12 protein-coding genes are annotated in these 13,046 nt (G+C 41.8%); 4 read left to right on the top strand and 8 right to left on the bottom strand.

All coding sequences use genetic code 11. The annotated features are described in order from the left end of the window. Position 1: 1 nt before the first annotated feature. The 8 genes from MB09_RS07780 to MB09_RS07745 all read right to left on the bottom strand — a co-directional run bounded on the left by MB09_RS07780 (position 2) and on the right by MB09_RS07745 (position 9,307). Positions 2-1,774 carry a BatD family protein gene (locus tag MB09_RS07780; RefSeq protein ID WP_045080338.1) on the bottom strand — a complete coding sequence of 591 codons (1,773 nt, stop codon included), beginning with the start codon at positions 1,772-1,774 and terminating at the stop codon, positions 2-4. Positions 1,775-1,777: 3 nt separating this feature from the next. Beyond that, positions 1,778-2,683 (bottom strand): tetratricopeptide repeat protein, encoded by a 906-nt coding sequence (locus MB09_RS07775; protein ID WP_240484817.1) that lies wholly within the window; start codon positions 2,681-2,683, stop codon positions 1,778-1,780. Continuing rightward, on the bottom strand, positions 2,664-3,713 hold the full coding sequence (locus MB09_RS07770; RefSeq protein ID WP_045080337.1) for a VWA domain-containing protein: 1,050 nt from the start codon (positions 3,711-3,713) through the stop codon (positions 2,664-2,666). Before MB09_RS07770 ends, MB09_RS07775 begins: the two co-directional genes overlap by 20 nt. A gap of 2 nt (positions 3,714-3,715) precedes the next feature. Then, a complete protein-coding gene (locus tag MB09_RS07765) occupies positions 3,716-4,720 on the bottom strand; it encodes a vWA domain-containing protein (protein ID WP_045080336.1) in 1,005 nt (334 codons plus the stop codon). After that, positions 4,710-6,383 (bottom strand): DUF4381 family protein, encoded by a 1,674-nt coding sequence (locus MB09_RS07760; RefSeq protein ID WP_052671318.1) that lies wholly within the window; start codon positions 6,381-6,383, stop codon positions 4,710-4,712. The genes MB09_RS07765 and MB09_RS07760 overlap by 11 nt, the downstream gene beginning before the upstream one ends. Positions 6,384-6,427: 44 nt before the next feature. Further along, positions 6,428-7,291 (bottom strand): DUF58 domain-containing protein, encoded by an 864-nt coding sequence (locus tag MB09_RS07755; RefSeq protein ID WP_045080335.1) that lies wholly within the window; start codon positions 7,289-7,291, stop codon positions 6,428-6,430. Between the two features lie 79 nt (positions 7,292-7,370). Next, entirely contained in the window at positions 7,371-8,375 is a 1,005-nt protein-coding gene (locus tag MB09_RS07750) for an AAA family ATPase (RefSeq protein WP_045080334.1), read from the bottom strand. Positions 8,376-8,521: 146 nt separating this feature from the next. Then, positions 8,522-9,307 carry a DUF4382 domain-containing protein gene (locus MB09_RS07745; protein WP_045080333.1) on the bottom strand — a complete coding sequence of 262 codons (786 nt, stop codon included), beginning with the start codon at positions 9,305-9,307 and terminating at the stop codon, positions 8,522-8,524. 143 nt (positions 9,308-9,450) lie between these two features. Here MB09_RS07745 and MB09_RS07740 point away from each other — a divergent pair, with 143 nt between their 5' ends. The 4 genes from MB09_RS07740 to MB09_RS07725 are packed head-to-tail and all read left to right on the top strand — an operon-like array spanning position 9,451 to position 13,017. After that, positions 9,451-10,212 (top strand): SDR family NAD(P)-dependent oxidoreductase, encoded by a 762-nt coding sequence (locus MB09_RS07740; protein WP_045080332.1) that lies wholly within the window; start codon positions 9,451-9,453, stop codon positions 10,210-10,212. A 37-nt stretch (positions 10,213-10,249) separates the two neighbouring features. Further along, the gene (locus MB09_RS07735; protein ID WP_045080331.1) at positions 10,250-10,639 is read left to right on the top strand and encodes a four helix bundle protein; all 390 of its coding nucleotides are present in this window, start codon (positions 10,250-10,252) and stop codon (positions 10,637-10,639) included. 47 nt (positions 10,640-10,686) lie between these two features. Then, positions 10,687-11,823, top strand: a complete 1,137-nt coding sequence (locus MB09_RS07730) for an ATP-binding protein (RefSeq protein WP_045080330.1) — start codon at positions 10,687-10,689, stop codon at positions 11,821-11,823. A gap of 57 nt (positions 11,824-11,880) precedes the next feature. Then, entirely contained in the window at positions 11,881-13,017 is a 1,137-nt protein-coding gene (locus tag MB09_RS07725) for an SPFH domain-containing protein (protein ID WP_045080329.1), read from the top strand. Positions 13,018-13,046 lie beyond the last annotated feature (29 nt).

Here is a 13,046-nt window from a genome sequence, read left to right as displayed (position 1 = left end):
TTTACTGTATTTGTTTGTCAATGTTTGAAATTACTTCCACCGCCTTGCTGTAATCCTGCTGTACCGATGCTGTTGAAGATGAAGCATATCGCGCAAATTCGCAGCTTTTCAAAAGGCTGATAAAGCTTTCTACTGTTGGGGCTTCCACATTTCGTTCGAGCAGCATTTTGGAAATAAGACCCTTTTCCATTTCCGAAGTTTCAATATTCAGCTTCGCTTTTAAATAATTGTGAAGTGCTCGCTCTAACGACTCATAAAAAGCAGTTGGGTTTTGAATGTTCCGCTTGGCTTCCGAAAGGTATTTTTTGGCGAGTTTGTTTGCGCGGCGCAACTTGTTTCCTTCCACATCGTTCAAGCGCTCTTTGCGTTTTTTTCCTGCAAGGATGAATAGGGGAATCAACAAGAATGGCCCGCCCAAAAGCGACCAAAACAATGGCGATTTAAAAAAACTTTCCTGTGCAATGGGTTTTAGGTTGGCGTCCAATTTTATGTATTTGAAATTATCTTTTGAAAGTACAACTTGCTTTTTCGCATCGTTGGAATTTGCAATAGGATTTGCCGAACTTATGGGCCCATTTCCAACTTCAATAGTGAATTCTTTTGAAGTAATAGTTCTGTATTTTTCAGTTTTCGGGTCGAAGAACGAAAAGGTAATCGGGTTCACCGGATAGGTTCCCTTGAACTGCGGAACAACAGTATAGGAATCCGTTATGCTGCCTGACATTCCGCCGATGGTGGTGTTTACGCTTTCGCTGTGTTCGGGCTCATAAACTTCTAAAGTATTTGGAAGTTTTACGGTGGGAAGGGTGAACAATTTTAAATTCCCTTTCCCAGAAACTTTCACGTCCAATTGAAGTGATTCGTTGGCGTTTAGTTGGGTTTTATTGGTGTTTACATCAAAAGTGAAATCGCCCACGGCACCGTTAAAACCATCCGGCTTGCCTTCCAAGGGAAGCGGTTTCACGTTAATGGTACGCTTTCCTGCCGAAATGGTTTTGTTCACACGCTCCATCACTCTTCTGCCAAATATATCGCGGCGGTTGCCCTGCACGTCTATGGGAATATCCAGCGTGAGCGGTTCTATTTCCAATTCGCCTGTTTTTTGCGGATAAAGTACGGTGGTTCTTAACACCACGTATCGATAATCCTGGCCATTGTATTTGCCTTCGTAAACCTTAAAATTGTTTTGATTGTCAATATTCTGGCTCCAAAAATCGGCGTATTTTGGAGTGTCAATCTCGCGCCATTGGCTGGTAATGCTCACGTCGTGCGAAACATAAAGTTTGTAGGTAACCGTAATTGCTTCGTTTAGGTATGGATTGGCTTTTGAAACTTCAGCAACCAAATGAACATTTTCACTGGCTACGTAATCGGCATTGTTGCCGTCTTTTGGCACATCGACTGCGGCGGTTACTTCCACCTCAACGGGAAGGGTTTTATAAGTTTCGCCTTCTATTTCAATCGTGGCTTGTGCAATGGTAATTTTTCCGCGGGTTTGCGGCGCTAAAAAATAGGAATATGTTTTTGAAAAACTTCGTTTGCCGTTTATCCACGAATTGCTGATGGATTGGTTGGGACCGCCCACAACGCGGAAACCATCAAAACTCGGTGGTCTAAAATTGTCGCCATCTTGGTTCATTTCAAAATCTATCCGTAAACGCTCGTTTATTCCAAGTCTTTTTTTGCTAACCTTGGCATCAAACTGAACCTGCGCAGTGGCAGCTATACTGCATAGCACAAATCCTAAAAGGAATAAAAAACTCTTCGTCTTCATAATCTACCAATCTTTATCCGTTCTCACTTTTGCGCCTTTTTGTTTTTCGGCATTTATCTTTTCCTGCGTTTTTTTCTCTTCGTTGTTCATTGCTTCCAACAGACTTTTCACTTGCTGTGGTGAAAGTTGTCCGGGGACTGGTTGCTGCTGTTGTGGCCTGTCGCCCTCCTCATCTTTTGGCTTGTCGGGCTTGCCTTGGTCCTTGTCTTTATCGCCTTCTTTCTTATCCTCGTTTTGGTCACCCTTGTCCTTTTGGTCTTTATCGTCGCCTTTGTCGCCCTCGTTATTTTTATTGTCTTGGTTTTGTTGGTCTTTTTTATCCTGATCCTGGTTATCCTTGTTTTGGTCTTTATCGTCCTTATTATCGTCTTGGGGCGGTGGCGGATTTTTTTCTAACATATCCTTCGCCAATGCTAAATTATACCGCGTTTCGTCGTCATTTGGATTGTTGCGAAGTGCATTTTTATACGCTTCCACCGCTTCGGCATATTTTTTTTCGTTCATATACGTATTCCCGAGATTGTGAAAGGCTTTGTGCTTTTCGGCTTTGCTGGTTGCGGTGGTTGCTGCTTGTTTAAAGCGAAGCATGGCCTCGGCATTTTTTTCTTTTCCGTAGTAAGCGGTGCCGAGATTGTACTTTGCAGTTTCGCTTTTTGGGTTGAGGGAAATCGCTTTTCGGTAATCTGCTTCTGCTTCGGGGAATTTATCCTTTTGAAGTGCTTGCTGGGCTTCACTCAAATAATTCCGTGCAGCTTTCAGCTCCTTTTTTTGCTCCTTGGTAGGTTGTGGTTGGGCAAATGAATTCAACGAGAAAAAGGCAGCGCACAGAATTATCGCAATTTTCCGCGTAGCATTTTTCTGAAAAAACATTCTATCCACAAACATCATTTTATTGTTTTTCCTTTTCATTAAACAAATTCAACTTTTTGACCCAAGCTGTTTGACGTTCCAAAAGGAACACATCCAAAACCAGCAAAAATAATGCCCCAGCCAAAAACCACTGGAATTGGTCCTTAAAATCGGTAAATTGCTTGGCCTCAAATTCCTTTTTGTCCATTCCGTTTAAAATGGCTTTAACTTGATCAACAACTACTTTGGTATTTGAGCCGTCAATATACTCACCATTGGCGGTTTTGGCAATCTCTTTAAGAGTTTCTTCACTTAAACGGGTGATTACCTGCTCGTTATTTTGGTCGCGTTTGTAATATTGAAGCACGCCATTTTCTTTGATAGGAATTGGGCCGCCCTCCAAAGTTCCCACGCCAATGGTAAAAATGCGGATGCCTTTTTCCGCAGCTTCCTCGGCAATTGTCGAAACATTGCCCTCGTGGTCTTCCCCGTCTGAAATGATGAAAAGCACGCGATTGGTCTGGTCTTCGTCGTCATAAAAAGTTTGCGCCAGTTCAATGGCTTGGGTAATGGCTGTTCCTTGTGAAGAAACCATATCGGTATTCATTCCACTTAAAAATAATTTTGCAGATGAAAAATCGGAAGTGATGGGAACCTGCGGAAAAGCGCTCCCAGCATAACCGATGATTCCAATTCTATCCCCTGCAAGACCGTTGATTATTTGGGTAATGAGCTGTTTTGCCTTTTCCAAACGGTTGGGCGCAATGTCTTCCGCCAACATACTTTTTGAAACGTCCAACGCAAAAACAATGTCAACGCCTTCGCGCTTTACCGTTTCGAGCTTGGTGCCTATTTTAGGATTTACCAATGCAAAACTTAAGCAAGCAATGGCCAAACAAAGCACCAAAACTTTTAAAACAGATTTAAAGAGCGAACGGTTTGGGCTCAATTTTTTCAGAAGTTCTTTATCAACAAATCGTTTCTGAACCGTTCTTTTCCAAACCAAAAGCAATAGAAAAACCACCACTATCACCGGAATGGCGAAGAGAATGTAGAAGTATATGGGTTGATCTAAAACTATTTGATCCATTTCTATAAAAATCCTTTAAATATTGTAGTTCGCAACAAAAACTCAAACCCAATCAATATTAATGCGAAAATGGCCCACGGGCGGAACATTTCATCATAATGGGTGTATTTGAACTCTTCGATATCGGTTTTTTCCAGTTTGTTTATTTCTTCGTAAATCTGCTCCAGTTTGGTGGTGCTCGTTGCCCGGAAATATTGTCCGCCGGTTTTTGCCGCAATTTCTTTCAGCAACACCTCGTCAATTTCCACTTGCACATTTCCGTATTGAAAACCACCGTCGGGACGAATGCCAATGGGCGACATCGCCATTCCGTTGCTTCCCAAACCGATTGTATATACTTTTATCCCAAACTCCACGGCAAGCTCGCTCGCAATTTTTGGGTCGATGAATCCTGTGTTGTTTACCCCATCGGTCAACAAAATAATCACTTTGCTTTTGGCGCGGCTTTCCTTTAAACGGATTACCGCCGTTGCCAAACCGGAACCGATTGCTGTTCCACCTTCAATGGTCGTGTTGTAGGTTATGTTTTTTAGGGACGAAAGCACAATAGTTTTATCGCTCGTCAACGGCGTGCGGGTGTAACTTTCGCCTGCGTATTCCACCAAGCCGATTCTGTCATTCGGGCGACCATTTATGAAACGCGCAGCTACTGTTTTCAATGCTTCCAAACGGTTTGGTTTTAAATCGCGCGCCAGCATACTTGCCGAAACGTCTATTGCCATCACGATATCGATTCCGCGGGTGGTTTTTGTTTTTGTGGATTCGTCAACGGTGCGTGGTCGCGCCATTGCAATAATCAAAGCTGAAAGTGCCAAAAGACGAAGCGCGAAAAGCAACGGTTTTAATCGCGCCAACCAGTTTTTGCCAGATTTGAAACCGCTGACACTGGATATTTTTAATGAAGCCGTTTGCTGTTTCCGCTTCCATAAATACCATAGCACGAGTACCGGAAGTAGGAGGAACAACCAGAAAAACTGCGGATTTACAAATTCGAAATTACTGCCCATCTTTCTCTGAAATTTCAAGCTCTATGGAAGCTTCGATTCTTTTTAATATTTCTTCGGCGTATTTGCCATCGTCCTGATACACTATCAAAACTTCCTGCAAGCCGTTCTGCTGCGCGAAAAGCAATAATTCATAGGTGCTTTTTTGTTTCAACATTTTAGTGTCTGAAACCTGCACGTTGAATTCGCCGTAGGCTTTCAATCCTTTTATGCCCTTATCTGTTTCAAAATCGTCGCGTTTCACTATTAGATTTTTCGCGCCACTTTGCTCTAAATCGTCCAAAACCGCATCAAGTGCCGTTTCCAGGGCAATGTCCTGTTTTTGGCTGAACTGTGTGGTTGAAACCATAATGTAAAGCGGGGAATTCATTTCGCCATAGGTGAAGAAATCCCTTCCCATCACCGCACTTTTATCGGCATTTGTGGTGGGAGCTTCCGCTCGGACAAGCACTTCGGGGGTTTCCAAAATTACCGCCGGGTTGCCGTATTCGCTCTTTATCCATCGGCCTTCGGCGAGCTCGCGGAGGTCATTGCCCAAAACTTTATCCTTTAAGTTGTCGAATCCGGTAGCGGCGCCGTAGATAATTCCTGCCAAAACAATCGCCGCAAGTACACCCGAAATTCCCAAAATCCATTTTCTGCGCTGGCGTTTTTTCTGAAGTTTTTCAATGTATTCCTGATTGGCCAAAAGCTCTTCCTCGGTGGGTTCGGGAACGGCTTCGTGGGTTTCGTTGATGATTTCCTCAATGGTTTTTCGGTCAACTTCCGCCTGTCCGGACTCTTGGTTCATTTTGGCAAATTTTACCAAATCGGCACGTTTGAAAATTGCATCCAGCTTGCGGATGGTTTCCAAATCAAAGTCGAAATTCCCCGCGTCTTTGTGCATCATCAGCCGCGTGATTAGCTCGTCACTGGTGCTCTCCAAAGCGGCTTCGTCCACTTCGCGGTCCAAATATCTTTTTACGATTTCGGTAAGGCTGCTGTAATATTCCTTGCTTTTATTTTCCTTCAGCAATTGCGAATTGTCGAGCTGTTTTAAGGCAACGATTGCTTCTTCGTAGGGCGGCAATTGCTTTTCGGCGGCTTCTTTTCGTTTTTTTCTTCGGAAGAGATAAATCGCAATCGCAATAATTAAAAGTATCGGAACCAACCAATACAGAAGCGACAACCAATCAAACGGCGGGCTTTTAACTTCCACCGCAGGTTTTATGTCGAACATTTTTTGTTTGGTCGTATCAACGGGAACGTCGGCCACTTCAACCTTTATGGAATCGGTCAAAAATGGTTTGTTGTTGATGAAAATGCGCTGCGGCGGAATGGTGTAATGGCCGCTATCAAACTGCGTCAATCCATATTTTTTTACGAGCCGATATTTGGAAGCTTCAAAAGTGGTATCGGTTTTATAGGACTCAATCATTTCCAAAGGCGCAAAAGTTTGCTCCTCGGGAAATACCACAACATCCGTTGAGTCTGCTTGTACATTGATGGTGTAAAGTATTTCCTCGCCAATCTTGATTTTTGTGGAATCGATGGAGGAGGTTACTTGCGAAAAGGAGAGGAAAGAGCAAAGAAAAAGGAACAGAGAAAAAAGAAACGAGCGGTTCTTTTGAAAACCAAATGGCTTCAATCTTTCAAATTTTGTAATATGGATTTTATTTTTTTTCAATTCAAATTTTGATTTCTTTTAAATGCGCGCGATGAATCGCGCGCCTACCTGCGTTTGAAATATCCCAACAATTTTTTCACATAACTTTCGTCAACCCGTGTACTTATAGTGCCTGCGCCACTTTTTGTAAACGATTCATTGAAATAATCCACCCTTTCGCGATGATAACTGTAATATTGGTTGCGCACATTTTTAGACCCTGTGTTTACCAATAAAAGTTCCCCTGTTTCCTGGTCTTCCATCTGCACCATTCCCAGATTTGGTATATTTTCCTCGGCTTTATCGTAAATTCTGATTCCCGTTACATCGTGCTTTTTGGCGGCGATTTTTAAAGTGTCGCGGTAACCGTCCGCAATAAAATCTGAAAGCACAAAAACGATGGCTTTCTTCTTCATTACGCTGCTTAAAAATTTCAAGGCGTTGGCAATATCGGTCTTGTTACTTTTTGGCTTGAACTCAATCAATTCACGAATAATTCGCAGCACGTGCGACTTGCCTTTTTTCGGGGGAATATAAAGTTCAATTTCATCTGAAAAAAGGATCAGTCCCGTTTTGTCGTTGTTCTGCATTGCTGAAAAAGCGAGCGTTGCGGCAATTTCGGTAATGATTTCATTTTTGAATTGTTCCTGCGTTCCAAAAAATTCGGAACCGCTAATATCAACCATCAACATCAACGTAAGCTCGCGCTCTTCCTCAAAAACTTTTACAAAAGGCTCGTTGTAGCGGGCCGTAACGTTCCAATCGATATTCCGGACGTCGTCGCCAAATTGGTACTGGCGCACTTCACTGAACGTCATCCCCCGACCCTTAAACGTACTGTGATACTCGCCACCAAACACGTGGTCGCTCAACCGACGCGTTTTGATTTCGATTTTACGTACTTTTTTAAGAAGTTCCTTTGTATCCACGATAGTTTCAGGTTTCAGGTTTCAAGTTTCAGGTTCCAAGTTTTTTAACTTGCAACCTTCAACTTGCAACTTTGAACTTTTACGGTACTTCAATTACATTAACAATCTTGTTGATGATGTCTTCGGAAGTAATGTTTTCGGCCTCCGCTTCGTAAGTTATGCCGATACGATGGCGAAGCACATCGTGCACTACCGCGCGAACATCTTCTGGCACTACATACCCGCGACGGCGGATGAAGGCATAACATTTAGCGGCAATGGCAAGGTTGATACTTCCACGTGGTGATGCGCCAAAATTGATAAGTGGTTTCAAGTCTGCAAGCCCAAAATTCTCGGGAGTTCGTGTAGCGAAAATGATATCGAGAATGTATTTTTCAATCTTTTCATCCATATAAACTTCCCGAACGGCAGCCTGTGCCCGAAGAATTTGGTCTATGGTCGCCACTGGATTGATTTGCTCGTAAGCGCCTTTTAAGTTTTGACGGATAATGAGTTGCTCTTCGGCAATCTGTGGATATTTTATTACCGTTTTCAGCATAAAACGGTCCACCTGCGCTTCTGGCAGCGGATAGGTTCCTTCCTGCTCGATTGGGTTTTGGGTTGCCATTACCAAAAATGGCTTGTCGAGGGTAAAAGTGGTTTCGCCAATGGTTACCTGCTTTTCCTGCATCGCCTCCAAAAGCGCTGATTGTACTTTTGCGGGAGCCCGGTTAATTTCATCCGCAAGTACGAAATTGGCAAAGATGGGACCTTTTTTTATGCTGAAGTCATTTACTTTCATATTGTAAATGAGCGTTCCCACAACATCCGCGGGAAGCAAATCTGGGGTAAACTGTATACGGCTGAAAGTACCGTGCACCGCTTTTGCAAGTGTGTTGATTGCAAGGGTTTTCGCAAGTCCGGGCACACCTTCCAAAAGGATGTGGCCTTGGCCCAAAAGTCCAATCATAAGCCGTTCCACCATATGTTTCTGGCCTACGATTACTTTGTTCATTTCCATAGAAAGTACATCCACAAATGCACTTTCCCTTTCAATTTTTTCGTTTAATGCCCCAATGTCAAAGGTCGAATTTGTATTTTCCATACCGTATTTAGATTCAATTTAAAGCCTTTATAAAAAGACGGTGCAAATTGAAAATTTATTGTAGAAAACCCTGTTAATGATTGGTTAAATTAAAAAAGAGGAATACTTTAAGTTTTCCTCTTTTTAAAATTTTTGTTTATGCTTTTTTAAAGCTGTAATTCAATTTGTCCCATATTGGTAATTTCACCTTGAACAACAATTACATTATTAATTACAATAGGTGGAATGCCCAAAGCAATATCAGCCTGAACGGTTACGGTATAAGTTCCATCTGGAACACCGCTTACTAAAAATTCGCCTGCAGGGTTTGCGTATGTAGAAATTTGAGCGCTGCCATTATCTGCCGTAATCATTGTAATAATTCCTGGGGGTATAATAACTCCTGAAATTGCACCACTTTCCGCTACAGTTGTTGCTCTAATAACGGGCTTGAGACTATAACCTCCATTGCCTTGTGCAACGATGGATTTGTCTACATCAAAATCGAGCATAAATTCATATAAAATTCCAGGTTGGAGATTTTCATTTACCTGAATTTTTAAACCCGATTGTTGTGCGCTGGGAGTATCTAATGGCAATGTTTGTCCATCAACAACTATAGTGTTGTCCTCTCCCAAAACCAAACGTATTTGACTGATGTTTCCTGCGGGTACTTCGTCATTAAACAATAATACATTTACTCCGGCAGTTAGTTCTAAAAGGTTGTAAACACCCGCGTTAATGCCTAAAACAACATCATCCTGCCCGCCATTATATTTAATGACTACTTCTTCAACATCGATAAAGACGGCATCATAGTCGCCTGGAGCATCAGTTAATCTAAGGGACAATTTTGCCTTTCCATCAGGATTGGTGGCATCATCATCACTACTACAGGCGGTAAAGCCGAAAATGAGCAAAGCAATTAAGCTAAATTTTAATAGGGATTTCATGGTTTTTTTTTTAGAATTAGTTTTACAAACATATAAACCGAGATTTATAGTTTTATGAGTGTTAAGAACTATTAACTTTTGGGTTAACTAATTTTAACCATTACGGAAATTATAGAAATAGTATTTTTAGAAAAAGATTGAATATGAAAAACAAGACAGCATTTATAACCGGAGCTACCTCTGGCATCGGAATGGCAACGGCAAGACTTTTTGCAGAAAATGGCTTGAAATTAATTCTCTGCGGAAGAAGAGAGGAACGGCTAAAAAGTCTTTCCGAAGAGCTTTCGAAGATAACGGAAGTGCACACTTTAAAGTTTGATGTACGCAACAAGGAAGCGGTATTTGCTGCGGTACAATCCCTTCCGGGGGAGTTCTCCACAATTGATATTTTAATTAACGATGCTGGCAACGCCCACGGAATGGATACCATTGACGAGGGGAATATCGACGATTGGGACGCGATGTTGGATATTAATGTGAAAGGCCTACTTTACGTTAGCAAAGCAATTCTTCCAAAAATGATGGAGCGCAAAAGCGGTCACATAATAAATATTGGCAGCACTGCAGGCAAGGAAGTCTATCCAAAAGGCAACGTGTATTGCGCAAGTAAACATGCTGTGGACGCCATAAATCAAGGAATGCGATTGGATTTGAACGGAAAGGGAATAAAAGTGGGAGCCATAAACCCCGGATTGGTGCAAACGGAATTCAGTGAGGTGCGGTTTAAAGGCGACTCTGAAAAAGCCGAAAAAGTATATCAAGGCTACACCCCCTTAAAACCTGAGGATGTTGCCGATATTATCTGGTTCGCCGTAACGCGACCGCCGCACGTGAATATCGCGGATTTGACGGTGATGTGTTTGGATCAGGCTTCTTCTACTATTGTGAATAAAGTTACAAGTTGAAAGTTGCAGGTTGCAAGTTTACCTAAAATTTTACCTTATGGCTAAAATAGAAAGATTTGAGGATTTAGAGATTTGGCAGTTGGCCAGAGAAATTTGTAAAGATGTTTGGAACATAATTCAAAATACTTCTTTGCAAAGGGATTATAAGCTTCGGGAACAAATAAATGGTGCATCGGGATCCATAATGGATAATATTTCTGAAGGTTTTGAAAGAGATGGAAATCGGGAATTTATTAATTTTTTAAGTATTGCTAAGGCTTCCTGTGGCGAAACAAGATCACAATTATATCGTTGTTTGGATAGAAACCATATTGATGAGGAAACTTTCAAAAGAATTTCTGAAAAAGCCATTTTAAATAGTAGAAAAATAAAATCATTTATGATATATCTGAAAAACTCAGACAAAAAAGGTTCAAAATATGATTAGAAAAAAATAACTTTTAACCTGCAACTTGCAACCTGCAACCTTGAGCGATGATCAACAAACGCCTACTTATCAAAAACCTGCTCGCCCATAACGACGAGAGCAGTTTCTATGATAAAAAGCGAAAAATAGACCTCGGCACCAAAGAAGGAAAGGCGAAATTTCTGAAACACATATGCGCGCTCAGCAATAGCAATCCAGCAAATAATTCCTTTATCGTAATTGGCGTTGAGGATGAAACCAACGAGATTCGGGGTGTCGATTTTTTTGACGACAGCAAGATCCAAAACCTCGTAAACGCCTATCTTACCAATGCGCCGCTGATAATTTATGAAAACGTCGCATTTCCAAATCTGCCTTCAGATAAGGTGGTGGGCTTGGTAACGATCCGTCCGAATGGAAAGATCACTTCGTTGCGCAAAAATATTTGGAAATATTGGGGCGGCTCCATTTTTCTGCGCGATGGCAGTATTTCAATGCCGAAGGATTTTGATATTGAGATAAAAGATGTGAATTCCGAAATAGTAAAATCCATTGAAAACGCCGCCAAAAACAATATTGAGCTCACGCTGGACGGGGTGATTGATTTTATCAACCATCGCCACAAAGATTTGGAAAGCCATTACAAGGTTTTTAAGGAACAATTTGTGGTATGTTGGGCGGGAAATCCAAAAAGGGTAAAGGAAAATTTATATTATTCGCGGGTTGATATTGAATTGATAAACGAACAGGTTCGGCTATTTTATTCGGCTTTGGATGAAATCAGCATTGCCTATACAGAGGATTATTTCAAAACTGTGGAATATGTGCATTTGGGATTGAACGAACAATTTAAATACTATCCGTTGGAAGAAGTAACCATTCACTTTAAAGAAAATGGTTCCTATAATATGGATTCAAAATTGATTTTTGAACCGCCACAGTTCAACAGAAAAACGCTTTTTCACATCTATAATGCCAACAATGCAGTTTTGGAAAAGCTGAAAAAGAACATTCCGCTCACCGCTTCCGAAGTAAAAGATTTGCGCAACCTGCCGTCAACTTACCTTATTTGCTATTTGAACGATTTTGAGGAAGCCAAGGAAAAATTGCAGGAAGCCAAGGAATTTTTAAGGGAATACGACGCCGAAGCATACCAACTTTTAAAGGAGTCGTTGCGTATTTTGCGGAAGGTGAGTTATAATTAATCCAATGTTAAACCTATTTTTATATCTTTAAACTTCAATTTTTAAAATTTTGGAACTATGGGCATTTTCGACACAATAAAAGAAAAACTAAGCAATGAATTTATTGACATCATCGAGTGGCTGGATTATACGCCAGACACTATTTGTCACCGTTTTGAGCGCTACCAAAACGAAATAAAAAACAACGCAAAACTCATCGTGCGCGAAGGGCAGACCGCAGTTTTTATAAACGAAGGCCAATTGGCAGACGTTTTTAAGCCGGGAACCTACACGTTGAACACCCAAAACCTTCCTATTTTAACCACGTTGAAAGGTTGGAAATACGGTTTCGATAGTCCTTTCAAAGCTGAGGTTTATTTTGTGAACACCCATCTTTTTACCGATGAAAAATGGGGCACCAAAAACCCGATTACGTTGAGCGATGACCGTTTTGGTTTGGTTGAAATCCGTGCTTTCGGAACCTATGCATACCGGATTAATGATGCCGGAAAATTTATTGTTGACATAGTTGGAACGGACAATAACTTTACAAATTTCGAAATAAACGAACATTTAAAAAGCCTTATCGCCACCCGATTTACAGATACTGTTGGCGAAGCAAAACTTCCCATAGAACTGTACGCGGCAAACACTACCGAGCTTTCCGAAACCTGCAAGGAAGTGATGCAGCCGGAGTTTAACAGCGTGGGAATTTCCTTGGAAAAATTCTTTATTGAAAACGTTTCCATGCCCGAAGACCTTAAAAAGGAAATCTTCGAATACAGCAGGATTGACAAGTTGGATTTGGATAAGCTCACCAAATTCAAAACTGCAAAAGCCATTGAAGCAGCTGCTGCGAACGAAGGTGGAACAGCTGGAGCCGGAATGGGAATGGGCATGGGCTTCGTGCTCGCGCAACAAATGGGCGGCATGATGAATCCACAAATGGGCCAACAGCAAATGCAACAGCAGCCACAGGGTGGAATGATGCCGCCGCCAATGCCTGCCGCAGTCCAATATTTTTACGCCGCCAATGGCACACAAGCCGGTCCGGTGAGTTTTGAGCAGTTGCAATCTTTGTTTGCAAGCAGAACGGTGAACAAAGACACTTTAGTTTGGAAAGCCGGTTTGGCAGAATGGACACCGCTTCAGCAAATTGAGGAATTGAAATCGTTTTTGGGCGGAAATACCCCACCGCCGCTTCCACCGCAATAATTGCGAGGCACGAAGCAATCCCAAATTCT

The sequence above is a fragment of the Aequorivita vladivostokensis genome (assembly GCF_000952855.1).
GTDB classification, from domain to species: Bacteria; Bacteroidota; Bacteroidia; order Flavobacteriales; family Flavobacteriaceae; genus Aequorivita; species Aequorivita vladivostokensis.
This window is presented reverse-complemented; position numbering and strand designations above follow the sequence as displayed.